This is a genomic window from Pseudoalteromonas sp. SG43-5, assembly GCF_014164345.1.
GTDB lineage: Bacteria > Pseudomonadota > Gammaproteobacteria > Enterobacterales > Alteromonadaceae > Pseudoalteromonas > Pseudoalteromonas distincta.
In genome coordinates this window covers 1-24,136 of record NZ_JACJFA010000027.1, presented here as the reverse complement: position 1 = coordinate 24,136, position 24,136 = coordinate 1, and the positions used below count along the sequence as shown (strand labels likewise).

General features: G+C 39.2%; 22 protein-coding genes and 1 pseudogene. 16 read left to right on the top strand and 7 right to left on the bottom strand.

Annotation, left to right across the window (positions count from 1 at the left end):
• Positions 1 to 4 precede the first annotated feature (4 nt).
• Positions 5 to 1,048, top strand: coding sequence for a hypothetical protein (locus H5161_RS18585; RefSeq protein ID WP_182769848.1), 1,044 nt, complete (start codon positions 5 to 7; stop codon positions 1,046 to 1,048).
• A 16-nt stretch (positions 1,049 to 1,064) separates the two neighbouring features.
• Here the strand turns inward: H5161_RS18585 and H5161_RS18580 are convergent, their stop codons facing one another.
• Both H5161_RS18580 and H5161_RS18575 read right to left on the bottom strand, forming a co-directional pair.
• Entirely contained in the window at positions 1,065 to 1,391 is a 327-nt protein-coding gene (locus H5161_RS18580) for a conjugal transfer protein TraR (RefSeq protein ID WP_182769847.1), read from the bottom strand.
• A 61-nt stretch (positions 1,392 to 1,452) separates the two neighbouring features.
• Complete coding sequence (locus H5161_RS18575) at positions 1,453 to 2,433, bottom strand: tRNA-dihydrouridine synthase (protein ID WP_182769846.1); 981 nt, start codon at positions 2,431 to 2,433, stop codon at positions 1,453 to 1,455.
• 226 nt (positions 2,434 to 2,659) lie between these two features.
• Between H5161_RS18575 and H5161_RS18570 the strand changes: the two are divergent.
• The 12 genes and pseudogenes from H5161_RS18570 to adk form a co-directional block, all read left to right on the top strand.
• A pseudogene (locus H5161_RS18570) lies at positions 2,660 to 2,995 on the top strand (hypothetical protein); the annotation flags it as partial.
• Positions 2,996 to 3,068: 73 nt separating this feature from the next.
• Positions 3,069 to 3,926 carry a DUF692 domain-containing protein gene (locus H5161_RS18565; RefSeq protein ID WP_024596352.1) on the top strand — a complete coding sequence of 286 codons (858 nt, stop codon included), beginning with the start codon at positions 3,069 to 3,071 and terminating at the stop codon, positions 3,924 to 3,926.
• A 36-nt stretch (positions 3,927 to 3,962) separates the two neighbouring features.
• Positions 3,963 to 4,715 (top strand): DUF2063 domain-containing protein, encoded by a 753-nt coding sequence (locus H5161_RS18560; protein ID WP_182769844.1) that lies wholly within the window; start codon positions 3,963 to 3,965, stop codon positions 4,713 to 4,715.
• A gap of 72 nt (positions 4,716 to 4,787) precedes the next feature.
• Positions 4,788 to 4,910: a hypothetical protein gene (locus H5161_RS20215; protein ID WP_259398718.1), complete on the top strand. Its 123-nt coding sequence runs from the start codon at positions 4,788 to 4,790 to the stop codon at positions 4,908 to 4,910.
• Positions 4,911 to 5,081: 171 nt separating this feature from the next.
• On the top strand, positions 5,082 to 5,627 hold the full coding sequence (gene apt / locus H5161_RS18555; RefSeq protein ID WP_002962303.1) for an adenine phosphoribosyltransferase: 546 nt from the start codon (positions 5,082 to 5,084) through the stop codon (positions 5,625 to 5,627).
• Positions 5,628 to 5,630: 3 nt separating this feature from the next.
• Positions 5,631 to 8,156, top strand: a complete 2,526-nt coding sequence (dnaX, locus tag H5161_RS18550; protein ID WP_182769843.1) for a DNA polymerase III subunit gamma/tau — start codon at positions 5,631 to 5,633, stop codon at positions 8,154 to 8,156.
• 60 nt (positions 8,157 to 8,216) lie between these two features.
• Positions 8,217 to 8,543, top strand: coding sequence for a YbaB/EbfC family nucleoid-associated protein (locus tag H5161_RS18545; protein ID WP_002962306.1), 327 nt, complete (start codon positions 8,217 to 8,219; stop codon positions 8,541 to 8,543).
• A 7-nt stretch (positions 8,544 to 8,550) separates the two neighbouring features.
• Positions 8,551 to 9,159: a recombination mediator RecR gene (gene recR / locus H5161_RS18540; RefSeq protein WP_002962308.1), complete on the top strand. Its 609-nt coding sequence runs from the start codon at positions 8,551 to 8,553 to the stop codon at positions 9,157 to 9,159.
• A 133-nt stretch (positions 9,160 to 9,292) separates the two neighbouring features.
• Positions 9,293 to 11,194, top strand: a complete 1,902-nt coding sequence (locus H5161_RS18535) for an MFS transporter (RefSeq protein ID WP_182769842.1) — start codon at positions 9,293 to 9,295, stop codon at positions 11,192 to 11,194.
• A 4-nt stretch (positions 11,195 to 11,198) separates the two neighbouring features.
• Entirely contained in the window at positions 11,199 to 11,936 is a 738-nt protein-coding gene (locus H5161_RS18530) for an RluA family pseudouridine synthase (RefSeq protein ID WP_182769841.1), read from the top strand.
• Between the two features lie 118 nt (positions 11,937 to 12,054).
• Complete coding sequence (htpG, locus tag H5161_RS18525) at positions 12,055 to 13,968, top strand: molecular chaperone HtpG (protein ID WP_182769840.1); 1,914 nt, start codon at positions 12,055 to 12,057, stop codon at positions 13,966 to 13,968.
• A 191-nt stretch (positions 13,969 to 14,159) separates the two neighbouring features.
• A complete protein-coding gene (gene adk / locus H5161_RS18520) occupies positions 14,160 to 14,804 on the top strand; it encodes an adenylate kinase (protein ID WP_002962321.1) in 645 nt (214 codons plus the stop codon).
• An 88-nt stretch (positions 14,805 to 14,892) separates the two neighbouring features.
• On the opposite strand, the gene tpx is transcribed toward adk, so the two are convergent.
• Positions 14,893 to 15,474 carry a thiol peroxidase gene (gene tpx / locus H5161_RS18515; protein ID WP_002962322.1) on the bottom strand — a complete coding sequence of 194 codons (582 nt, stop codon included), beginning with the start codon at positions 15,472 to 15,474 and terminating at the stop codon, positions 14,893 to 14,895.
• Between the two features lie 233 nt (positions 15,475 to 15,707).
• Here tpx and H5161_RS18510 point away from each other — a divergent pair, with 233 nt between their 5' ends.
• Complete coding sequence (locus H5161_RS18510; protein WP_024590825.1) at positions 15,708 to 16,712, top strand: response regulator; 1,005 nt, start codon at positions 15,708 to 15,710, stop codon at positions 16,710 to 16,712.
• Between the two features lie 3 nt (positions 16,713 to 16,715).
• Positions 16,716 to 17,687, top strand: a complete 972-nt coding sequence (locus tag H5161_RS18505) for a diguanylate cyclase (protein ID WP_182715822.1) — start codon at positions 16,716 to 16,718, stop codon at positions 17,685 to 17,687.
• Positions 17,688 to 17,787: 100 nt separating this feature from the next.
• On the opposite strand, the gene H5161_RS18500 is transcribed toward H5161_RS18505, so the two are convergent.
• The 4 genes from H5161_RS18500 to H5161_RS18485 form a co-directional block, all read right to left on the bottom strand.
• Entirely contained in the window at positions 17,788 to 19,302 is a 1,515-nt protein-coding gene (locus H5161_RS18500) for a SpoVR family protein (RefSeq protein ID WP_182671670.1), read from the bottom strand.
• 19 nt (positions 19,303 to 19,321) lie between these two features.
• Entirely contained in the window at positions 19,322 to 20,605 is a 1,284-nt protein-coding gene (locus H5161_RS18495; RefSeq protein ID WP_182769839.1) for a YeaH/YhbH family protein, read from the bottom strand.
• 31 nt (positions 20,606 to 20,636) lie between these two features.
• Positions 20,637 to 22,559, bottom strand: a complete 1,923-nt coding sequence (locus H5161_RS18490) for a PrkA family serine protein kinase (protein WP_007375848.1) — start codon at positions 22,557 to 22,559, stop codon at positions 20,637 to 20,639.
• 210 nt (positions 22,560 to 22,769) lie between these two features.
• Positions 22,770 to 23,351 (bottom strand): superoxide dismutase, encoded by a 582-nt coding sequence (locus tag H5161_RS18485; protein WP_002960323.1) that lies wholly within the window; start codon positions 23,349 to 23,351, stop codon positions 22,770 to 22,772.
• A gap of 266 nt (positions 23,352 to 23,617) precedes the next feature.
• Between H5161_RS18485 and H5161_RS18480 the strand changes: the two genes are divergently transcribed.
• Entirely contained in the window at positions 23,618 to 23,956 is a 339-nt protein-coding gene (locus H5161_RS18480; protein WP_004335359.1) for a Grx4 family monothiol glutaredoxin, read from the top strand.
• The last annotated feature ends 180 nt before the right edge of the window (positions 23,957 to 24,136 follow it).

Here is a 24,136-nt window from a genome sequence, read left to right as displayed (position 1 = left end):
TACTATGTATAAAAAGCTCTTTTTATTATCACTACTGTGCCTATTTTTAGCTGCATGTTCAAAGCAGCCTCAACCTTATGAGTCGTTTGAGGACGCACAAGTCGCTTTAAAAGCTTTAAACATGGCGCTTGTACAAACAGGTGCTACTAAAGGCAATAACATTGAAAAAGATCAATTGGTTTTCTCTGATGCTTACTTAACAAAACGCCATACTATTTATCAGAGCCTAATGGGTATGGAGCTTAATCTAAATCAAATTGCGCAAGTAAACTATTTGGTAATTGCAGAGCGTTTCCCTGAACGCTACTTTAATTGGCCGGCCCAAGTAAATGTTTTAGAAAACATGCTCGCTTTTGAAGGCTCAAAAAACACACCGGATAATGTTATTACTTGGCTCAAGTTAACCCAAGATACCCTAGACAGTGCTCAACAAAGCAATTTAAAGCTGAACAAGGTTGAACTTACATTGTTACAAAGCTATGTTTTAAGTTCGATAGCAAGTAACGATGTTCAACCAGCGCTTAAAAGCCATATAAGAGCTTTTAGCGATTATTTAGCTAGTTATAAGCCAAGAGGAAGTGTGGGTCTAAGAGGTCTGCCAAATGGCACTCAGTGGTATCAGAGCAAACTTAATTACTTTAGTGGCGAAGTACATTCACCGTTAGAATGGGTTACTCTTTTAAACGAAAAAATAAAAGTATTAGATCGTGTTGCATTCGACAGTAAGCTGCCAACTTCTCACCAAAAATCGTTTTTAGTTCAGTATTTATCTGATGAAAAATTAATAGAAGGTTTAGATTGGCAGGCTAACTATCAAGACTTACCTGCAATGGCGAGCGCTATGGATATGTCTAATAAAGATAAAACATTGATGCTTGCGATGATGGAATCAGATATAGGTATTCACTACCATGCGTGGACTTTGCCTCAAGCAAAGGTAAACCTTATAAAGCGCCTACAAATGAGTCCAGAAGAGGCCCAGTACTTGGTTGAAGATATAATTCTCTACCCAGGGCAATCATTTAGCTTTATACAACACATTATATAATGATTTGAAAGTGCGCTTATTGTGCGCACTTTGTACACCGTTGAGTTGCGGGGTCTAGTTCAAGTGACTTAGCTGATATTTTTTCTTCACAATCACAGCAGTAGCCATACTGGCCAATTTCTATTTGACTTAGTGCGGCTTCTAGTTTGGTCATGCGACTGATCAAAAGTGCATACTCAGGGCCTAACTTCGCTGCTGCGCAGTCTAACCATTCATTATTTGCTGTATCAGCTAAAATTTGTATTAAATGGTGATGTGCAGGGTAAGCTGATTTAGAAAGCATGGTTAATATATTTAACTTAACTTGTGCTATTTCATCGTTAAGTCTTTTTTGATGATGCATTATCAGTACAACCTTATTAAATGGGCTTTACGTTATTCTGATATTATCTAGAGTCTTTAAGTTAGTCGTTATGATTTGAATCAAGTTGAGGTGCTTTGGCATATTTATTTAATACGCTCGCCACATCTTCTTTACTTTTTAAACGTCTGATTTCATCAAACAAATCGATAGCTTGCGGGTACTGGCGTTTTAGATAACCAAGCCATTGTTTAGTACGTGAAGCAAAGTATTTTTCATCCTTCGCGGGGTCTTGATGAATAGCTGAGTGAATTAAGTGATAAATAATATGCTCCCACTCAAGGCTATCATATTGCTCATTATTTACATGAGCTTTAATTTTTTTTGCTAAATCAGGGTGCGAAAGGGCGCCACGACCAAGCATTAAATCAGTGCACCCACTTCGTTTTTGACAAAGCATTGCGTCCTCTACTTGCCAAACTTCACCATTGGCAACAACGGCAATATTCTTACCTTTTATTATTGGTGGAATTTTTTCCCAATAAGCTGGCGGGTTATAACCATCTCGTTTGGTTCTGGCGTGAATAGCTACACTATTTGCACCTGCACTTACCACAGCATCAACAATTTCTTGGCTGTTACTGTCATCATCAAAGCCTAAGCGAATTTTTGCACTTACTTCATGTTTATCATCTACAGCATCTCGGACTGCTTTAATAATCGTATACATATGGTCAGGGTCTTTAAGCAGTACAGCCCCCCCTCGGCTACGATTAACTGTTTTTGCTGGGCAACCAAAATTTAGGTCGACCCCATGGGACCCTAATGCGATTGCTCTTATTGCATTTTCGGCTAACGGATTTGCTTCTTGACCGAGTAATTGAACACGCACAGGAGTACCTGCTCGTGTAAATCCATTATTATGTAGTTCAGGGCAAAATCGATGAAAAACTTTGTCAGGTAAGCATGTTTCAACCACTCTTACAAACTCTGTAACGCACAAATCGAACCCACCAATGTCTGTGAGTAATTGGCGCATTTTAAAATCAACGACACCTTCCATAGGTGCTAAAACAAGTTTCATAAAGAGATTAATTTTGATAAAAAACTGGAGGCATAGTTTACCTGTAAATCACACATTGATAAATCTGTAATTACCGCCCATATTTGATGTATAAATTGCAAAAGTAAATATTATGAAAATAAATGAAAGTTTTTATTTTTGTACGGGTCTACTTAAGCATACAAGCAATTTAAAAATACATTTTTATTGCTGAGTTTTACAATCCTTGATTAAAGAGAGTCATAAAATGAATACAGTTAAAAAAAATACAATCGCGTTAACTTTAGGTGCAGTAGTAGTTGGCTCTGCAAGTTTTGTATCTGCAGATGTACAAGCTAACCCATTTGAGTTTCAACAACTAGTAACAGGTTACCAATTAGATGCTGCAGAAGGTAAGTGCGGTGAAGGCAAATGTGGCGGTGACGCAAAAGATAAAAAAGAAGGTAAATGCGGCGAAGGCAAATGTGGTGGCGACGCAAAAGATAAAAAAGAAGGTAAATGCGGCGAAGGTAAGTGTGGCGGCGATGCAAAAGACGCAAAAGCTAAAACAGAAGGCAAATGTGGTGAAGGTAAATGTGGTGGCCGTTAATATCTTATTCTAAATAAGTTATGCTAAAAGGGCCCTAAGGCCCTTTTTTGTTAAGTTAGAGGTAGTTATGATACAAACTCAAAGTAAAGATTTTGGGATGGTGGGCCTTGGCCTACGACGAGAAATGCTTGATGAGCTGCTTGAGCATGTGCCTAATCAAGTAGACTTTTTAGAAGTTGCGCCAGAGAACTGGTTAAAACTGGGTGGACGCTTTAAAAAGCAATTTAAAACATTAACCGATGCTAATAATTTTGTGTGTCATGGATTATCACTGTCTATCGGTTCCCCCGAACCTCTTGATGTTGAATTTGTTAAGTCTTTAAAAGTGTTTTTTGAAGAGCACAATATAAAAATTTTTAGTGAGCACTTAAGTTACTGCTCCGGTACAGGGCATATGTATGACTTAATGCCCATTCCATTTACACAAGATGCTATAGCACATGTTGTTCCTCGTATTAAACAAGTTCAAGACATACTAGAGCAGCAAATTGCGATAGAAAATGTTTCCTATTATGGCGCTCCTGGACAGCAATTATCAGAACTTGAATTTACGAATATTATTTTAGAGCAAGCTGACTGCAAACTTTTACTTGATGTGAATAACATTTATGTTAATTCGATAAATCATGGCTACAACGCGCAAGCATTTTTAACTGGGTTACCTTCTAATCGTATAGCCTATGGGCATGTTGCAGGCCATTATAATGAGGCTGATGACTTAATTGTTGATACACATGGCGCTGATGTGATTGATCCTGTTTGGGAGCTACTCGATAAAGCATACGAAGTGCATGGCGTATTTCCAACCTTGCTTGAGCGCGATTTTAATATTCCTACCATGAATGTTTTAACCAAAGAGTTAGATATAATTCATGATCTACAAGCTAAACACTTTGATTCAACTGTTTCAAAACAACGAGCTTAATATAAGCCTTTATCAACATTAAAAGAGTGCCTAGTTATGAGCTTCATTGAAATACAAAACGAATTTATGGCGCATATTCGCGAGCCTCAAAAAAATAAAAAGCCCAGCGGTATCGAAGACAGGCGTATGGCTATTTATCGCGACCTATTTTTTAATAACATTGAAGGTTTTCTATCATCAGGTTTTCCGGTATTAAAAACGTTATATACCCAGAAGCAATGGCAAGCCCTCGTACGCCAGTTTTTTAGCGAATATGATTGTCATTCGCCGTACTTTCTAGACATAGCAGGGGAGTTTATTAATTACTTATCAAGTGATTATAAAATGAAAAAATACGATCCCGTGTTTATGCTAGAGCTTGCCCATTATGAATGGGTAGAGCTAGATGTATCCATTGCACACGAAGATGAGCAAGAGAAAAAATTACAAACAACAGCGCTCACTAGTTCAGCTTTATATTTATCGAAAACGGCAAGAAATTTAAGTTATCAATTTCCGGTTCAAAATATTAGCAATCGCTTTAAACCAAAAGAGCCATCACCTCAGCCTAATTATTTTGTTGTATATAGAGATGAAGATGATGACGTTCAATTTCTGGCTACGAATGCGATGACAGCTTTGCTATTGTCAATCATAGAGGCAAGCGAAGGCGCGACATTTGACAACGTCTGCCAACAGGTATTAGCTCATGCACCACAATTTAATGCAGAGCAAATTACTCAAGGTGCACTGGTTACTCTTAATGCTATGGTTGAACGAGGAGTAATTGTGACAAAAAATCAAGACTAAGGTCTTTATTGATGATTTTACATCGTCTATTATGGCAGCCTTATTTGCCGTGCTTAATAAAAGGTTGTACCAATGTCAGATGATAAAGACTTTAAAGATCCGTTCAACGTTACTTACTTTCTTGCTTTTTTAGCTGTATTTGCAGGGATTGGTTGTTTAAATGCAATATTAGGCTGGATCACTAGCTTAACGTAAAATGTATAGCGTTTATTAAGGCTGTTGCTAACTTCAGCCTTGAACCACTTTATTTTAATTACCCCGTCCATATTTAATACTTCTTTTATAATAACGCCAAACTCGCAATTAAAGGTTAGTTAAGGTTATAATCACCTGCTTTGTAATATAAACAATTGAGCAGTTAAAATTATGACTCAAGTAACACCAGCAATTATCAAAAACAGCATAACTACAATTGCTGATTATCCAAAAGCGGGCATTATGTTTCGCGATGTAACCACTTTAATGGCAAATCCAGAAGCCTTTAAAGCAACTATTGACGCGTTTATCGCAGAATATAAAGATCAGGGCTTTACTAAAATCATAGGCACAGAATCACGTGGTTTTATTTTTGGTGCGCCATTGTCTTATGCGTTAGGCATTCCGTTTATTCCAGTACGTAAACCAGGTAAGTTACCACGCGAAGTTATTCGCCAAGATTACTTACTTGAGTACGGTGAAGACACGCTAGAACTGCATGTAGATGCAATTGTACCTGGCGACAAAGTATTACTAGTTGATGACCTATTAGCAACTGGTGGCACAATTGAAGCCACTGCTAAGTTAGTTAATAAACTAGGTGGCGAAGCCACAGATGCAGCATTTGTTGTATCACTACCAGAACTTGGTGGCGAGCAACGCATCAAAAAAATGGGTATTAAAATCCTAAAATTGGTTGAATTCGAAGGCGAGTAATCGATGAGTTATCAGGTTCTAGCGAGAAAATGGCGTCCTCAAACCTTTCATGAATTGGTTGGGCAGTCTCATGTTAAGCAAGCGCTTGTAAATGCGCTTACGCAAAATAGACTGCATCACGCTTATTTATTCACTGGAACCCGCGGTGTAGGTAAAACCACCATTGCACGTATTTTTGCTAAAAGCTTAAATTGCGATGAAGGTATATCTGCAAATCCGTGTGGACAATGTAGCAGCTGTTTGGATATAGAAGCAGGGCGCTACATTGACCTACTCGAAATAGATGCGGCTTCTCGTACAAAAGTAGAAGACACTCGCGAAATACTTGATAACGTTCAATATGCACCAACTCGTGGACGTTATAAAGTATACCTAATCGATGAAGTTCACATGCTTTCTAAGCACAGCTTTAATGCGCTTTTAAAAACGCTTGAAGAGCCACCAGAGCATGTGAAATTTTTATTGGCGACGACGGATCCTCAAAAACTACCAGTTACTATTTTATCTCGCTGTTTACAATTCAATCTAAATGCCTTGTCGCAAAGTGAGATTAAAACACAGCTTGAACACGTACTTACTCAAGAACAGCTTAGCTTTGATACCGATGCACTTAGCATTATTTCAAAAGCCGCTGATGGCAGTATGCGTGATGCGCTTAGCTTAACCGACCAAGCTATTGCGCAAACAAATGGTGATATTAATAATCAAGCAGTACAAACAATGCTTGGTTTAATGGATACTCATTATAGCCAAAGCTTGCTTGCAGCATTACTTGCACAAGATGGCGCTGCGCTAATGGATGAGATTGCGCAGGTGGCAAGTCGTAATCCTAATTATGTGGCATTGCTTGATGATTTAATTGCACTTACGCATTTGACCCAACTAACCCAGTTAGTGCCAGAAGCGGCAGGGCTAGATGAAAAAAATGTAGATTATATTGCTCATGTTGCACAACATACGAGCCCACAACAAATTCAAATTTATTATCAGTTACTGTTAAATGGTAAAAAAGATTTACAATGGGCACCAGAGCCTCGCTTAGGTTTTGAAATGATTATGCTAAGATTATTAGCATTTAAGCCTACAGACGCGCAACAAACTGTACACACAGCAAACGAAGAGCCGGCCCCAAATAAACAAGGCCGTGCAAATGCACTGCGAGATATATTAAATAAAAATAAAACATCGCAAAACACCGTAGCTGGCCAAAGCAGTGCTCCAGTAAATAATATTAAGCCAGTTAGCAATGCAGAGCAGCCTAAAGCCGTTGAGATAGAGCCTTCAGCTAACGCAGCCGCTCAGTCATCAAATAATGAAGTCGTGCAAAGTAATAATGAGCCTGCCCAAGTTGCAGTAGAGCAACCGGTTCAACAAAGTGAAAACGCTTCAAAGCAACAGGCTTTAGCTAAAGAGCAACCACAAACCAATGTTGTTTCAGATGCTCAAGCCCAGCGACAAAGTGAAGATGAAGCTTATATGCTCCATAGTGATGCTGAACAAACGCTGGCCTCGCAATTTGACGATATAATGAGTAGCGCTGTAGATCAGGGTTTTAACCCTGCACCTACTGCAAACTCAGAACCTCAATCAGAGCCCTTAACAAATCACAATGCAAGTACGCCAATAGCTGAACAAGAAGCGCAGGCGCAATCTGCCATTGCTCGTATTTTACGTGATAGAAACATATCCGGTGCGGGTAGGTTATCAAGCAAGAGTACAAGCACCTCTGCAAATAATGTAGCAGCGCAGCCAAACCAAGCACCCGCTAAAAAGCCAGAACACCAGCCAAGAATGCCTAAAGCTCAAAGTGTTCACCAAGATAGTACCGCTGAAAATATAAACGAGCTCAACAGCGTTACAAGCGTAGCACCTAGCGATCCCCCACCTTGGGTAAATGATAGTGCAGGTGCAAGTGAAAAAAAGCATGAGCTCCCACTAACAGGGAGCGAAAGCCAGGCACATGGTCACGCTAATACAAAACCAGCACGAAAAATTGATTTTAAAGAAAAGCATCAAACAATTACCGAAAATCTAGCGCCAGAGCTACTTGAGCAAATAAATCCTCAAAAAGTGCCTGAAGCAGCGCCCGAGGAAATTAGCATTCCCGTGCCTGATGATTTTCAAAGTCCAATTAGTGAAATTAGATTTGCACATCAACAAGATGAATGGGCTTATTTAATTAAACGTATGGGACTGGGTGGTCGTATGCGCCAATTTGCGTTGCATTCAATATTTACCAAGCAAGGCAACAGCTTACATATAGACGTTGATGAATCACAAAAGCATTTAGATACACCGATGCTTCGCCAAAGATTAGATGCCGCATTGTCGAGTATTTATGAGCATAACGTGTCGTTAAGTATTAATTTTGCTAAGGGAGTTATTGATTCTCCTTATCTGATTCAGCAAAAAATAGATGCAGGACGTCATCAACAAGCAATCGATGTGATCACATCGGATGAAAACATAGTACAATTTCAGCAAGTATTTAGCGCCGAAATTGACGAAAACAGTATTCAGGCATTGTAATTACTTACAATCGCCCTTATGTTCATGTTAATTAATGTATTAAAAGAAAGAGAGAAAGTTATGTTTAAAGGTGGAATGGGCAACATGATGAAGCAAGCGCAGCAAATGCAAGATCGCATGCAAAAAGCCCAAGACGAAATCGCAACTCTTGAAGTTGTTGGTGAAGCCGGTGCAGGTTTAGTTAAAGTAACTATGCTTGGTAACCACAATGTACGTCGTGTTCAGCTTGATGAGAGCTTGATGGAAGACGACAAAGACATGATTGAAGACTTACTTGCAGCAGCATGTAACGATGCTGTCCGCCGTGTTGCAGAAGAAACACAAGAGCGTATGGGTAAAGTAACTGGCGGTATGCAATTACCACCAGGTATGAAAATGCCGTTTTAAGTCAATAATGCAACTTTCAGATAGTTTAAATCAGCTTATAGAAGCACTGCGCTGTCAACCTGGCATTGGTCCAAAGTCAGCGCAACGTATTGCTTTTCACCTGCTTGAGCGCGACCGAAAGGGAGGCACTCAGCTGGGCAATGCACTCACTAAAGCAATGACCGCCATAGGGCACTGTCAGTCTTGTCGTACTTTTTGCGAACAAGCTCAGTGCGATATTTGTTTAAGTACAAAACGCCAAGACAGCGGTATATTATGTGTTGTTGAATCGCCGACTGACGTACTTGCCATCGAGCAAACAGGGCAGTATTTAGGTCTATACTTTGTATTAATGGGTCACTTATCGCCAATTGACGGTATTGGTCCTAAAGAGATTGGCTTAGATGTTTTAGAGCAAAAGCTTGCTCAAGGCGATATTAATGAGGTTATTTTAGCGACTAACCCTACGGTTGAAGGCGATACTACCGCACATTATATTGCTCAGCTTTGTCATAAATACAAAGTAGGCGCTTCACGTATTGCCCATGGTATTCCTGTGGGAGGTGAGCTTGATTTAGTAGATGGTAGAACACTTATGCATGCCTTTAGCGGCAGGCGCCTAGTTACTCAAGACTAGCTCTAAGTCACTATTTGAAAACAAATTACCAAAGCCTACATGATTAAATCATGTAGGCTTTTTCGTTTTTAAGGTAAGCTTAAAAACAATCTAATTTATTTTTGGGCTATGTCTCTAATTAGTAAGGAATACAATGAAAGATAACCAACCCTATCAAGGTGCATTACTAGGTAGTAAGCGTTTTTTACCGCTTTTTATTACGCAGTTTTTCTCAGCGATAAACGATAACGTGTATAAGCAATCAGTGCTTATTCTATTGATATTTCAGGCTGCAACGCTTGCAGATGGCGCACTTTATTCAAATATTGCTGCTGGGTTATTTATTCTTCCGTTCTTTTTATTTTCAGGGATGGCAGGGCAGCTTGCAGAAAAAACAGAAAAATCAAAATTGATTAGAATCGTAAAACTATGTGAAATCCCTATTATGGTTGTTGGGGCAGTTTCTATTTTAACGCAGTATGTGTGGCTAATGTTAGCCACCGTATTTTTAATGGGCGTGCAAAGTGCGTTTTTTGGTCCATTAAAATATTCTATTTTACCGCAGCACGTAGCACCTAATGAATTAACAAAAGCGAATGGTTTGGTTGAATCAGGCACGTTTGTGGCGATACTAATTGGTACAATTTTTGGCACTTATTATATTACTCAATCAGTAGGGCCTACGCTTATAAGTATTGCCGTATTAGTCTTGGCCGTGATGGGTTATGTGAGCAGTCGCTTTATACCCACTAGTGAAGCAAACGAGCCTAGCTTAAAATTTACCTATAATATATTCTCATCCACAAAAAATGTATTTTCAGTACTTAACTCGCAAACAGAATCGGTTGGTAAATCAGTCCTCGGGATTAGTTGGTTTTGGTTAATTGGCGCCATCGTTTTAACGTCCCTACCAAATTATGTAAAACACACAATGGGCGGCGATGAACTGGTTGTAACTAGCGCGCTTGTTGTGTTTTCACTAAGTATTGCTATTGGTTCGTTACTGTGTGAAAAGCTTTCCCGCTCTCGAATAGAATTAGGAATTGTGCCTTTTGGCGCGATCTTAATTACCTTGTTTTTATACTTACTGAGCCAAGAGCCAGCCATTAGCTCTTATTTACCTCAAAACCTTGAGTTATTGACGCTTCAGGAGCTATTAAAAACAGGCGATATGGTGTGGCACTTTGTATGGATGGCAGGCATTGGTATTGGCTCTGGTTTTTACACTGTACCGCTGTATGCGCTTATTCAACAGCGTACTGAAGAGTCGAGTCGCTCACGAGTTATAGCGGCTAACAATGTATTAAATGCACTGTTTATGGTGGGCAGTGCTGTTTTAAGTATTGTAACGCTGTCTGTTTTTCAGTGGAGTATTTCAGAGTTGCTACTGTTACTTGCCGGGCTAAACTTACTTATCTCTGTTTATATTTATACCAAAGTACCAGAGTTCTTTTTACGATTTATTATATATATTTTAGCTATTTGTATGTACAGAGTGCGTACAAAAGGTGAAAGTAATATACCTGATGCAGGCGCTGCGGTTGTCGTGTGTAATCATGTCAGCTTTGTTGATTGGATGTTTATTTTAGCCGCATCACCAAGGCCTATCCGGTTTATGGTATTTGCCCCTATTTATTATTCGCCGGCCCTACATTGGTTATTTAAAATGGCTAAGGCTATTCCCATTAACAGTGAAAAAACCAATCCAGAAGCGTTTAAAAAAGCCTTTGACGAAGTAGCTGCTGCGCTTAATAAAGGCGAACTTGTTGGTATTTTCCCTGAAGGAAAACTAACCAGTGACGGCTCAGTGGATATTTTTCGCCGTGGAATCGAGCGCATTATTGAGCGCTCACCTGTGCCCGTTATTCCTGTGCACTTAGGTGGTTTATGGGGCAGCATGTTTAGTCGTAAAGCTAAGTGGCAATTGCCTCGATTAAAATGGTCTTTGGTGTCGGTTGCAGTCGGTGCCCCGATTGCTGCTGATAAAGTAGTAGCAGATGATTTACGTGAAAAAGTATTGGCTTTAAAAGCGCTTCATTCAAAAGATAGTGACTAATTTAATGATTAACTTAATGGCTAACTCAACATCGCAAACACCTTCAGAACAACCCATTATAGTTGATGATTTTGTAGCCCCTAAGTGCGACGGGTTTATTGAAATATTATATCAAGATGACGATATTTTACTGATCAATAAACCCAGTGGACTATTAAGCTTATCAGGTAAAAATCCGCTTAATTGGGACTCAGTGCATTACCGCTTAGTAAATGGTCAAAAGGGCTTAACAGCTGCATTTGCAGAGGCTAAGTTACCGCATCGGCTAGATTTGGGCACATCGGGCATTATGATTGTTGGGTTAAACGCGATTGCGTCAAAGCACCTTAATAAGCAATTTCAAGCGCGTACTATTCAAAAGCGTTATGTAGCCATGTTAGAGGGATGCTTGGCTGTTGATGAAGGGCAAATTACTGCGCCAATTGCAAAAGATAAACTGCTTTTTCCGCGTGTTAAAATTTGCCAATCGACAGGTAAAACAGCGCTGAGTGAATATAAAGTACTTGAGCGGCTCACGCAGCCGTGCAGAACCTTAGTGCAATTTACACCTATTACTGGGCGTACCCATCAATTACGAATACACAGCCAGTTTATAGGGCACCCAATTTTAGGCTGTGATATATATAAAAGTGCGCAAAGTGAACATATGGCACGGCGGTTACAATTACATGCCAGCGATTTATATTTTAAACATCCAACAACTGGTGAAAAGATTCATATTAATTGTCCGCATTCGTTTTAAACAAATTAATGGTTCTTTGTTTTCGTTTCACCTTTTTTAAATTTTTCCCTTGAAGTTCTAACACCTCACCCCATATTAAGTGCATAACGCAGACACTTTGCAAATTGGAGATATATAAATGACTGCAGCACAAAAAGAAACATTAGGCTTTCAAACAGAAGTAAAACAATTATTAAACTTAATGATTCATTCTCTTTATTCTAATAAAGAAATATTTTTACGTGAGCTTGTGTCAAATGCATCAGACGCAGCAGACAAGTTACGCTTTTTAGCATTATCTCAAGGTGACCTTTATCAAGGTGATGCCGATTTACGTGTTCGTATTAGTGCAGATAAAGAAGCAAATACAATTACCATTTCAGATAATGGTATTGGTATGACACGTGATGAAGTAATAAGCTCATTGGGTACTATTGCAAAGTCGGGTACTGCTGAGTTTTTCAAAAACTTAACGGGTGATCAAAGTAAAGATTCACAGTTAATTGGTCAATTTGGTGTTGGTTTTTACTCAGCATTTATTGTTGCCGATTTAGTAACTGTTCGTACACGTAAAGCGGGTGAAACAACTGCTTACGAGTGGGAATCTCAAGGTGAAGGCGAATACACGCTTCAAGAAATTGAAAAAGAAGGCCGTGGTACCGACATTATTTTACATCTTCGTGATGAAGAAAAAGAATTTGCTGACGATTACCGCCTGCGCGGCATTGTTACTAAATACTCAGACCATATTTCAACACCGGTACAAATGTTTAAAGCAGAAGTACCAGAGTCTGAAGGCGAAGACGGCGAAAAAATTCCAGCAGTACCAGGTGAGTGGGAAAGTATTAACCGCGCAACTGCATTGTGGACACGCGATAAATCAGAGCTTTCTGATGAAGAATACAAAGAGTTTTACAAGCACGTAAGCCACGACTGGGAAGATCCACTTAGCTGGGCACATAATAAGGTTGAAGGTAAAACTGAATACACGAGCCTTTTATACATCCCTAAAAAAGCACCTTTTGATTTATGGAACCGTGAACGTCAAAGTGGCTTAAAACTTTACGTACAACGTGTATTTGTAATGGATGATGCTGAGCAGTTCATGCCAAGCTACCTTCGCTTTGTAAAAGGCTTACTAGATTCAAACGATTTACCACTGAACGTATCTCGTGAAATTCTACAAGACAACAAAGTAACGCAAGCTATTCGTAAAGGGTGTACATCGCGTATTATTAAAATGCTTGAGCGTATGGCTAAAAACAAAGCTGACGATTACCAAGTATTTTGGAATGAGTTTGGTCAAGTAATGAAAGAAGGCCCAGCTGAAGATGCTGCCAATAAAGAAGCTATTTGTAAGCTACTTCGTTTTTCTTCGACACACACTGATTCACAAACACAAGATGTGTCGCTTGAGCAATATGTTGAACGCATGAACGAAGGCCAAGACAAAATTTACTACGTAGTAGCTGATACATTCACCGCTGCGAAAAACTCACCGCATTTAGAGATTTTCCGCAAAAAAGGCATTGAAGTATTACTACTAAGTGACCGTGTTGACGAGTGGATGATGAGTCACCTAACTGAATTTGCTGATAAGCAACTACAGTCGATCACACGTGGTGACTTAGATTTAGGTAAGCTTGACGACGAAGAAACTAAAAAAGCGCAAGAAGAGTCTGAAAAAGAAATGGCTGGGCTTGTTGAACGTATTAAAACAGCACTAGGTGATGACGTTAAAGAAGTGCGCTTTACGCACCGCTTAACAGATTCTCCAGCATGTGTTGTAAGCGACGACAACGACATGAGCTCACAAATGCAAAAGCTAATGGAGTCTGTTGGTCAAGCAGCCCCTGAAGCAAAACCTGTGTTTGAGCTAAACCCAGAGCATCAACTTGTTAAGCACTTAAATGACGAACAAGATGAAGATAAGTTTGCGCAGTGGTCACACGTTTTACTAGATCAAGCGCTACTTGCAGAACGCGGTACACTTAAAGATCCAACAGGATTTGTTACTCGCTTAAATAAATTGATGCTTGAACTAAGTAAATAAGCAAATAGCTATTTACTCAGTTAATAAAGTATAATTTATGTACTTTAAATAAAAGGGAACGTGTGTTCCCTTTTTTAATGCCCTGTAAACACCCCAACGGCTCATCAATTAGTATAAGTTGCTTGAGTATCGGCGGCGCTTGTGGAAGAATTCAGGCTTTAAAATAAATATCCATACTAGGGGACAATAATATGCGCATTATTCTTTTGGGCGCGCCGGGTGCAGGTAAAGGTACTCAAGCTCAGTTTTTAATGGACAAATACGGTATTCCACAAATTTCTACTGGCGATATGTTACGTGCGGCAATTAAAGAAGGCACGCCACTGGGTCTAGAAGCAAAAAAAGTAATGGATGCTGGTCAACTAATTTCTGACGATATTATTATTGGTTTAGTTAAAGAGCGTATTACTAAAGCGGATTGTGAGAAAGGTTTTTTACTTGATGGCTTCCCGCGTACAATCCCGCAAGCGGATGCAATGAAAGAAAATGGCGTAGTGGTTGATCACGTTATTGAATTTGACGTGGCTGATGAAGTCATTGTTGAGCGTATGGGCGGACGTCGCGTTCATCCTGGTTCTGGTCGTGTTTACCACGTTGTTTATAATCCACCAAAAGTGGAAGGTAAAGACAACGAAACTGGCGAAGACTTAATTGTTCGCGCTGATGATACTGAAGAAACAGTACGTAAACGTTTAGGTATTTACCACGAGCAAACTATGCCATTGGTTGATTACTATCAAGCAGAAGCGGCTGCTGGTAATACTCAATACCATAAACTAGATGGTACACAAGCTGTTGAAACTGTTAGCCAACAACTTGGTGAACTTTTAGGTTAATTATAAAAGCACATTAAAAAACCGCCAATTGGCGGTTTTTTGTTTTAAGGCTATTTAGCATTGCTTAATTAGTGCTACTTAATGGACTTTACAATGTTTTAAGTTTCTCAATTACGCTGTTGTATTCTGGTTCAGTTGAAAGGCTACTAACTAACTGTTTATAAATGACGTTATGGCTTTCATCTAAAATAAAGACTGTTCGCGTTAGTAAGCCCATATCTTTAATAATCAATCCGTATTTCTGACCAAAATCACGCCAAACAGAATCTGATAACGTAGTGATTTTATCGATATTTTCAGCTTTGCAAAAACGCTTTTGAGCAAATGGTAAATCAGCACTAATTGTTAGCATAACTACACTTGGGAATTGTGAGGCTACTTTTTCATTAAAGTGCTTAGTTTGCAGGCTACAAATGCCGGTATCTAGGCTGGGTACTACACTTATTAATACAGCTTGGCCTTTATAATCCTCAAGTGTCACTGGAATAAAGTTGTCATCAACAACTTTAAAGTTTGGCGCACTATCTCCAATTGAGATACCTTGACCTAATAAAGTGACTGGTTTGCCTTGTGCGGATACTTTTCCTGCATCAAGTGTGTTTTCTGGATAGTCGGCTGCAATAGCCACAGAACAAAATGCACTCAAAGCAAAGGCAAGTGAACGTAACATAAGGTATTTCCTTTTAAATTAACGCAATGGGCGTCAGTGTATTATACTGGGCTTTAGTTACCAAGTGATTAAACCTGCTTAATAGAGTGGGTATTAGCTCTGAAATATAAAAATTGTAACTATGCTAAACTTTGATTAACATGAAGTTACAAAAGATATCTTCAATAATAAAAATAAAAACCATCATAAAATGATTTTAATGCTCATTACTGGTTTAGAAACAGAGAGATAATATGTCAACATCGGTATTAATATGTGATGACTCGAAATTAGCTAGGCGTCAGCTAGCTCGCTCATTACCTGAAGATTGGGACATTAAAGTTGAATTTGCACTTGACGGCGTTGATTGTATAAAGCAAATAAAGTTAATTGAACCAGAGATACTTTTTCTCGATTTAAACATGCCAGAAATGGACGGTTATGAAGTATTAATCGCTATGAAAGAACAGGGGCTTAATATTCTCACTGTTGTCGTCTCTGGTGATATACAACCAAGTGCACACCAAAGAGTGCTTGAGCTTGGTGCTATCGATTTTATTCAAAAACCATGTTCCCCCGAAAAACTAGCCAGCATAATTGAACACCATGGGATTAAAGATAAAGCCATGCGTGAGCGTCTCTCTCATTCGCTAGGAGAGCAAGTCGACCCTGATGTTCGGGATATATACCAAGAGCTAACTAATGTTGCTATGGGGCAGGCTGGGGATTTACTTGCACGTCTTCTTAATGTATTTGTAGAGCTACCAATTCCTAATGTGAATATTTTGGAAGTTAATGAACTCGATATGGCGCTGCAGTCTATAGATAATAACGCAGCTACATCGGGTGTGTGCCAGGGCTTTATTGGCGGTGGTATTTCGGGCGAGGCGCTATTACTTTTAAATGATTCAAGCTTTAAAGAAATAGCTTCTTTGATGAACTATGACGGCGAGTTAAACGATAAAGTTGAACTTGAGCTGCTTATGGATATTAGTAATATTTTGATAGGCGCTATTTTAACGGGTCTTTCAAAACAGCTCGATATGTCATTTAGTCAAGGGCACCCGATTGTACTTGGCCAACACAGAGATGTATCTGAGTTGGTTAAATCAAACAAGTCACGTTGGCAACGCACCCTTGCAATAGAGATTAGTTACGGTATTGAAAACCATGATATAAATTGCGACCTCATGCTGTTATTTACTGAAGATTCACTTAAAACTTTGAAATACAAAGTTGCTTACCTATTAGAAGATTAAGTTATGGCCGCTGATTTAGAAATGAATGAGATCCATTGGTTAATGGATATGTTTAATACCGTTGATGTAGGCCTTGTGGTACTCGATAGGGATTATAAGGTGTGTGTATGGAATGGTTTTATGGAAAACCATTCAGGGCTTCTACCAAGCGCAGTAAAAGATAAAGATCTATTTGATTTATTTCCTGCAATAGACGAAAAATGGTTTAGAAGTAAATCTGAGTCGGTTTTTGTTTTAAAAAACCGCTCTTTTACGATTTGGGAGCAGCAGCCATACATTTTTAGGTTTAAAAATTATCGACCTATTACTGGTAAAGCTGATTACATGTATCAAAATGCGACATTTATCCCTCTTACAAATACGATGGGCGAAGTTAGCCATATTTGTATTATTTTGTATGATGTAACAGATGTCGCGGTAAATAAAAAAGAGCTTGAAGAGTTAAACAAAAAATTAGAACAAGTAAGTCAAACAGATAGCTTAACGCAGCTTGCAAACCGTGGACATTGGGAAGGTACGCTACGCCAAGAGTTTTTAAGAGTTAAGCGAAGTGGTGGCTGTAGTACATTATTAATGTTTGATATTGATCACTTTAAAAAAATAAATGATGAATATGGCCATAGCTGTGGTGATGAATCGCTTCGTCATTTATCTAACTTACTACGTACGACGCTGCGCGAGACTGATGTTGCAGGGCGCTATGGCGGTGAAGAGTTTGCAGTGACATTACTTGATACAGACAAAGAAGGCGCTTTTGTATTTGCTGAGCGTTTAAGGGTATTGATAGAGAGTAACCCTGTTAAGTATAAACACTTTGAAATAACAATGACGGTAAGTATAGGGCTGGCTGGTAGCAGTAATGATTTTAAAAATCATGAGCGCTGGATAGAGGCTGCAGATAAAGCACTGTACCAGTCTAAAAATACAGGGCGAAATAAAGTAATAGCCTACGAAGATATAAAAAATGACGCTTAAGCGTCATTTTTTATATCCAGAATTTAGGGTTAAATAATACCGTGTTTTTTTACAATCTGCTGAGCAAATCCAATCAGTATGGAAATTGTATTGCCCTTCATTATTGTGTTGTGTGTCGAGAGTCATCTATTGGGCATTGACCAATCATTGAAACCTCACCAGAATTTGACTCTTGCTCTAGTTTTACTTTAAAGCCCCATAATCTGTAAAGATGCTTAAGCACTTCCTCGTGCGAGTTTGCTAAAGGAATATTGTTATGAGGTACATAGCGTAGGGTTAATGAACGGTCACCTCTAATATCAACATCATACACTTGAATGTTAGGCTCATGATTACTTAAATTGTACTGCGCTGAGAGTGCTTCTCTCACTGCCTTATAGCCGTTGTCGTTATGTATTGCGCCAATTTCTAGATGGGGATTATTAGTATGGTCAATAATAGTAAATAATTTAAAATCACGAATTAACTTAGGCGATAAAAACTGGCTAATAAAACTTTCATCTTTAAAGTTTTCCATTGCAAAATGCAGTGTATCTAGCCAGTTACTACCTGCATATTCAGGAAACCAGCGTTTATCTTCTTCAGTTGGGTGTTCACATATTCTGCGAATATCAACCATCATATTAAAGCCTAAAGCATATGGGTTAATGCCTGAATAATACTTACTGTTATAAGGTGGCTGATAAACTACGTTGGTGTGGCTTTGTAAAAACTCTAACATGAAAGAGTCGGTGAGCTTTCCCTCATCATATAAGTGATTAAGGATGGTGTAATGCCAAAAAGTTGCCCAGCCTTCGTTCATTACTTGAGTTTGCTTTTGTGGGTAAAAGTATTGCGAAATTTTACGAACAATACGTATCACTTCACGTTGCCAAGAATCGAGTAATGGGGCATTTTTTTCAATAAAATACAAAATATTTTCTTGAGGTTCAGAAGGGAAATGGCGAACTTTCTTTTTGGTTTCTTGCTGTTGCTCAGGAATAGTTCGCCATAATTCGTTTACTTGCGATTGAAGGTAGTCTTCGCGCTCTTGTTGGCGTTTTTGCTCTTCAAATAGCGATATTTGTTGTGGACGTTTGTAGCGATCGACCCCGTAATTCATTAATGCATGACATGAGTCGAGTAGGGCTTCTACTTGTGTAATACCATGCTTTTCTTCACAGCGGCTTATGTAGTTTTTAGCAAATACCAAGTAATCAATAATTGAACCTGCATCGGTCCAGGTTTTAAATAAGTAATTACCTTTAAAAAATGAGTTATGTCCGTAACACGCATGTGCCATTACAAGCGCTTGCATAGGTAGGGTGTTTTCTTCCATTAAGTACGCAATACAAGGGTCTGAATTTATCACTATTTCGTAAGCGAGACCCATTTGTCCGCGCTTATAATTTTGCTCTGTTTGAATGAACTTTTTACCGTACGACCAATGACTGTAGCCAATAGGCATACCAACGCTTGAATAAGCATCCATCATTTGCTCTGCGGTTATCACTTCAATTTGATTAGGGTAGGTGTCTAACCTGTAGTGAGCTGCAACACGGGCAATTTCACCTTGGTACTCATCTAATAAATCAAAGGTCCAATCTGGGCCATCACTCAATCGTTTATCATTCATAATGTTACCTCGCTTTAGGCTATGCAGAGTTTTGCTGTTGACGACCTTTTTTAAATAGCTCCCTAAAAATTGGGTAAATATCTTCAACGCTTTGGATATGCTGTATAGCGAAATTATTATGGCTGTGTGTTATAGATTCATATTCGCGCCATAGACTTTGATGAGCACGAGTGGTTATTTCAATATAAGCAAAATAGCGTACTGCGCTTAAGAGCTTATTACGTAATATTTCACCACACTGCGGGGTGTCGTCCGCCCAGTTATCGCCATCAGAGGCTTGTGCGGCGTATACATTCCATTCATTTGCGTGATAACGCTCTTTTATTATTTCGTTCATTAATTTAAGAGCGCTCGAAACAATGGTACCGCCAGTTTCTTGGGAGTAAAAAAACTCTTGTTCGTCTACTTCTTTAGCTTGTGTGTGGTGGCGAATATAAACAACTTCTATGTCTTTATAGCTGCGTGTTAAAAATTGATAGAGCAAAATATAAAAACGCTTTGCCATGTCTTTTGTTGGCTGATCCATTGAGCCTGACACATCCATAATACAAAACATCACCGCTTTGCTGGTGGGGTGAGGGCGCTTTTCGTAATTACGAAAACGTAAATCGTAGTTATCAATAAATGGAACCGACTTAATTTGCACTTTTAATGCTGCAATTTCTTTTTGTAATAAAGCAATTGCCGCTTTATCGTTATGTGGACCAGCAAGCAGCAGAGCAAGTTGTTCTTCGAGCTCTTTTAAACGGCGTTTTTTACCTGCACTCATGGCAACACGCCGTGCAAGCGAGCCTTGAAGAGAGCGTACAATGTCAATATTACTTGGCATGCCGTCGCTACAAAAACCTGCGCGATGGGTTTTCATTTGCACTAACTTATCAAGCTGGTTCTCTTGTAAGTTAGGAAGTTCTAGATCTTCAAACAGTAAATCAAGGTATTCATCTTTTGATATTGAAAATACAAACTCATCTTGTCCCTCGCCCGAATCGCTGGCGTCACCTTCACCGGCACCACCGCCTTGTCCGCCTTTAGGGCGCTCAATTTTATCACCTGTAGAAAACTGATCGTTACCAGGGTGAATTTGTTCTCTATTCCCGCCTTGCCCTTGATGAAATATAGGTTCGCTGATATCGCGTTGTGGAATAGAAATACTCTCACCAGAGCTTGAATCGGTAACGCTGCGTTTGTTAATCGCATCTGAAACCGCTTCTTTAATTTGTTTTTTATAGCGCCTAATAAAGCGCTGGCGATTAAGCGTACTTTTATTTTTTCCGTTTAAACGCCTATCTATAAAATGCGCCATATTGACCTCCTAAATACTACGACTATGAAGGTTATTGCGATTTTCTAACCCGTAAATACCACTCAGAAAGCAAGCGAACTTGTTTTTGTGTATAGCCTTTTTCGACCATACGGTTCACAAAGTCTTCGTGCTTTTGCTGATCCTCTGCAGACGTTTTAGTATTAAACGAAATAACAGGGAGTAAATCTTCGGTATTTGAGAACATTTTTTTCTCAATCACCGTGCGTAGTTTTTCGTAGCTTGTCCATAGTGGGTTTTTACCGTTGTTGTGTGCGCGGGCACGCAGTACAAAGTTCACTATTTCATTACGAAAATCTTTAGGATTAGAAATACCCGCTGGCTTTTCTATTTTTTCAAGTTCAGCGTTTAGCGCTGCGCGGTCAAATAGCTGTCCTGTATCGGGGTCGCGATATTCTTGGTCTTGTATCCAAAAATCTGCATAAATAACATAACGGTCAAAAATATTTTGTCCGTATTCTGAGTACGATTCTAGATAAGCGGTTTGCAGTTCTTTACCTATAAACTCGACATATTGTGGAATTAAATAGCCTTTTAAAAAGCTTAAATAACGCTCTTCTATTTCACTTGAAAATTGCTCGCGCTCTATCTGTTGCTCAAGCACATAGAACAAATGCACCGGATTTGCAGCAACCTCAGTGGTATCAAAGTTAAACACTCGGGACAAAATTTTAAACGCAAAGCGGGTAGAGAGCCCCGTCATACCTTCATCAACCCCTGCGTAATCACGATACTCTTGATACGATTTTGCTTTAGGGTCGGTATCTTTTAGAGTTTCGCCATCGTATACCCGCATTTTAGAATAGATACTTGAATTTTCTGGCTCTTTTAAACGTGATAGCGTCGTAAATTGCGCCAATGTTTTAAGTGTACCCGGTGCACATGGCGCGTTGTATAGCTCGCTGTGCTCAAGTAATTTGTCGTAAATTTTAATTTCTTCAGTTACACGTAAGCAATAAGGGACTTTCACAATATAAACACGGTCTAAAAATGCTTCGTTGTTTTTATTGTTTTTAAAGGTTTGCCACTCAGACTCATTCGAGTGAGCGAGGATCATGCCATTAAAGGGCAGGGCACTAATGCCTTCTGTGCCGTTATAGTTACCTTCTTGGGTTGCGGTAAGTAAAGGGTGCAGCACTTTAATAGGCGCTTTAAACATTTCTACAAATTCCATCAGCCCTTGGTTAGCTAAACACAAAGAGCCAGAGTAGGCGTATGCATCAGGATCGTTTTGGGCAAAGTGCTCAAGCTGGCGAATATCGACCTTACCAACCAGTGCTGAAATATCTTGGTTGTTTTCATCTCCTGGTTCGGTTTTGGCAATGCCTATTTGGTTTAAAATAGAAGGGTAGCGTTTAACCACTCTAAACTGGCTAATATCACCATTGAACTCTTTTAAGCGTTTGCCAGCCCAAGGCGACATAATGGTTTTTAAGTAGCGCGGTTTAATACCGTATTCTTTGCTGAGTACGTCTGCATCTTCGATAGGATCAAACAAGGAGAGGGGGTGGTCGTTTACAGGAGACCCTTTAATTGAATAAATAGGCACTTGTTGCATTAAATACTTTAGTTTTTCAGCAATGGATGATTTACCCCCACCAACAGGTCCAAGTAAATAAAGCACTTGTTTGCATTCTTCTAGCCCCTGAGCCGCATGTTTTAAATAAGAGACTATTTGCTCAATGGCGTCTTCCATACCATAAAAATCAGCAAAGGCAGGGTAGCGCGCAACTACTCTATTTGAAAATAATCGACTTAGTCGTGCATCCGTTGCGGTATCTACCATGTGTGGTTCGCCAATTGCCATGAGTAGGCGTTCTGGTGCGCTGGCGTAGGCAGACTTATCGGTTTTACAAATCTCAAGAAATTCAGCGATACTGTATTCTTCTTCCTGTGCCGCTTCGTATCGTGCTTGGTAATGCTCAAAAATCGTCATAATAACCTCCGAAACCCGCTGTAAAAAGGTGCTTACCTTTTAAAGTCTAGTCACGAATGTGTATTTTTGTGCAATAAAATTAAAAATTTAAGTGAAAAAAGATCATGTTACTAAAAGTGTTTTATTAGATGATGAGGCGCTTAGGTGTGATAAACAATAAACAAAAAAAGACGCCTAAGCGTCTTTTTTACATTAGCGTTTAAAGGCTAATTAAGCGAAGTTAGCGTTCGCGAATTCCCAGTTAACAAGCGACCAAAAACCTTTAAGGTAATCTGGACGAACGTTACGGTAATCGATGTAGTAAGCGTGTTCCCATAAATCCACTGTAAGGATTGGAGTAACGCCATCATCAGTTAATGGTGTAGCAGCGTTAGATGTATTAACGATGTCTAGTGAACCATCAGCAAGCTTAACTAACCACGTCCAGCTTGAACCAAAGTTATTTACTGCTTTGTCATTTAATGCATCTTTAAACGCATCAAAAGAACCCCATTTAGCGTTGATTGCATCAGCAACTGCGCCAGTAGGCTCGCCGCCGCCGTTTGGAGATAAGCTGTTCCAGTAAAAAGTATGGTTCCAGATTTGTGCTGCGTTGTTAAATACGCCGCCTTCTGATGAACATACGATCTCTTCTAGAGATTTGTTTTCAAACTCAGTACCAGGGATTAAACCATTAAGCTTAACCACGTATGTGTTGTGGTGTTTGCCATGGTGAAACTCTAGCGTTTCTTTTGAAATATGTGGCTCAAGTGCGTCGATTGCATATGGTAGTGACGGTAGTTCAAATGCCATTTTTTTATCTCCATCTTCTTTGGTTGATAGTCCATTTGGTAATACGTAATGCCTGTTGAAACAGAGCAGTTACCTATACCAAGCGGTAATATAGTGTTACTATAATTGTTGAGTATTTTACTCAAGTTTAAGCAAACAGCAATGCTATTGCGAAAGACTATTTCAATTGCGGCTTTATTTGCCCATTTTAAGTTATATATTTGTGGTCACGATGAGTTATTTTCAAGACCTAAATATATTTAGCTATCGTTACTTTGAGGTTGTAGATGGAAACCATTGATAAAATTAAACAGCAAATTTCAGAAAATCCAATAATCCTTTTCATGAAAGGGTCACCAAAATTACCAAATTGTGGTTTTTCTTCACAAGCATCGCAAGCGTTAATGTCATGTGGTGAACCATTTGCATACGTTGATATTTTACTTAATCCAGACATTCGTGCTGAGCTTCCAGCATACGCAAATTGGCCAACATTCCCACAACTTTGGGTAGATGGCGAATTAGTTGGTGGTTGTGACATTATTATCGAAATGTTTCAACGCGGTGAATTACAGCCGTTAATTACAGAAACTGCTGCTAAATATAAAGAAGCTGACGCAGAGTAATTTATTACTCAACCTGAACTCAGCTTATTAAGCTCTTTAAACACAAAGCCACTTTTTAAGCTGTCTCTTGATCACAAGTCTGACTCAAGAGATTTTGCTAAATCGTAGCCTTCCAGGATGGCTTGTAACTTAAGCCATCCTTGCCATAACACTTTCACAGATGCACGCCCTGTGCGCTTG

Excerpts from the sequence above, each read along its gene's own strand:
- H5161_RS18585 (WP_182769848.1), top strand. The coding sequence starts at position 5 with ATGTATAAAAAGCTCTTTTTATTATCACTACTGTGCCTATTTTTAGCT.
- H5161_RS18580 (WP_182769847.1), bottom strand. The coding sequence starts at position 1,391 with ATGCATCATCAAAAAAGACTTAACGATGAAATAGCACAAGTTAAGTTA.
- H5161_RS18575 (WP_182769846.1), bottom strand. The coding sequence starts at position 2,433 with ATGAAACTTGTTTTAGCACCTATGGAAGGTGTCGTTGATTTTAAAATG.
- H5161_RS18565 (WP_024596352.1), top strand. The coding sequence starts at position 3,069 with ATGATACAAACTCAAAGTAAAGATTTTGGGATGGTGGGCCTTGGCCTA.
- H5161_RS18560 (WP_182769844.1), top strand. The coding sequence starts at position 3,963 with ATGAGCTTCATTGAAATACAAAACGAATTTATGGCGCATATTCGCGAG.
- H5161_RS20215 (WP_259398718.1), top strand. The coding sequence starts at position 4,788 with ATGTCAGATGATAAAGACTTTAAAGATCCGTTCAACGTTACTTACTTT.
- apt (WP_002962303.1), top strand. The coding sequence starts at position 5,082 with ATGACTCAAGTAACACCAGCAATTATCAAAAACAGCATAACTACAATT.
- dnaX (WP_182769843.1), top strand. The coding sequence starts at position 5,631 with ATGAGTTATCAGGTTCTAGCGAGAAAATGGCGTCCTCAAACCTTTCAT.
- H5161_RS18545 (WP_002962306.1), top strand. The coding sequence starts at position 8,217 with ATGTTTAAAGGTGGAATGGGCAACATGATGAAGCAAGCGCAGCAAATG.
- recR (WP_002962308.1), top strand. The coding sequence starts at position 8,551 with ATGCAACTTTCAGATAGTTTAAATCAGCTTATAGAAGCACTGCGCTGT.
- H5161_RS18535 (WP_182769842.1), top strand. The coding sequence starts at position 9,293 with ATGAAAGATAACCAACCCTATCAAGGTGCATTACTAGGTAGTAAGCGT.
- H5161_RS18530 (WP_182769841.1), top strand. The coding sequence starts at position 11,199 with ATGATTAACTTAATGGCTAACTCAACATCGCAAACACCTTCAGAACAA.
- htpG (WP_182769840.1), top strand. The coding sequence starts at position 12,055 with ATGACTGCAGCACAAAAAGAAACATTAGGCTTTCAAACAGAAGTAAAA.
- adk (WP_002962321.1), top strand. The coding sequence starts at position 14,160 with ATGCGCATTATTCTTTTGGGCGCGCCGGGTGCAGGTAAAGGTACTCAA.
- tpx (WP_002962322.1), bottom strand. The coding sequence starts at position 15,474 with ATGTTACGTTCACTTGCCTTTGCTTTGAGTGCATTTTGTTCTGTGGCT.
- H5161_RS18510 (WP_024590825.1), top strand. The coding sequence starts at position 15,708 with ATGTCAACATCGGTATTAATATGTGATGACTCGAAATTAGCTAGGCGT.
- H5161_RS18505 (WP_182715822.1), top strand. The coding sequence starts at position 16,716 with ATGGCCGCTGATTTAGAAATGAATGAGATCCATTGGTTAATGGATATG.
- H5161_RS18500 (WP_182671670.1), bottom strand. The coding sequence starts at position 19,302 with ATGAATGATAAACGATTGAGTGATGGCCCAGATTGGACCTTTGATTTA.
- H5161_RS18495 (WP_182769839.1), bottom strand. The coding sequence starts at position 20,605 with ATGGCGCATTTTATAGATAGGCGTTTAAACGGAAAAAATAAAAGTACG.
- H5161_RS18490 (WP_007375848.1), bottom strand. The coding sequence starts at position 22,559 with ATGACGATTTTTGAGCATTACCAAGCACGATACGAAGCGGCACAGGAA.
- H5161_RS18485 (WP_002960323.1), bottom strand. The coding sequence starts at position 23,351 with ATGGCATTTGAACTACCGTCACTACCATATGCAATCGACGCACTTGAG.
- H5161_RS18480 (WP_004335359.1), top strand. The coding sequence starts at position 23,618 with ATGGAAACCATTGATAAAATTAAACAGCAAATTTCAGAAAATCCAATA.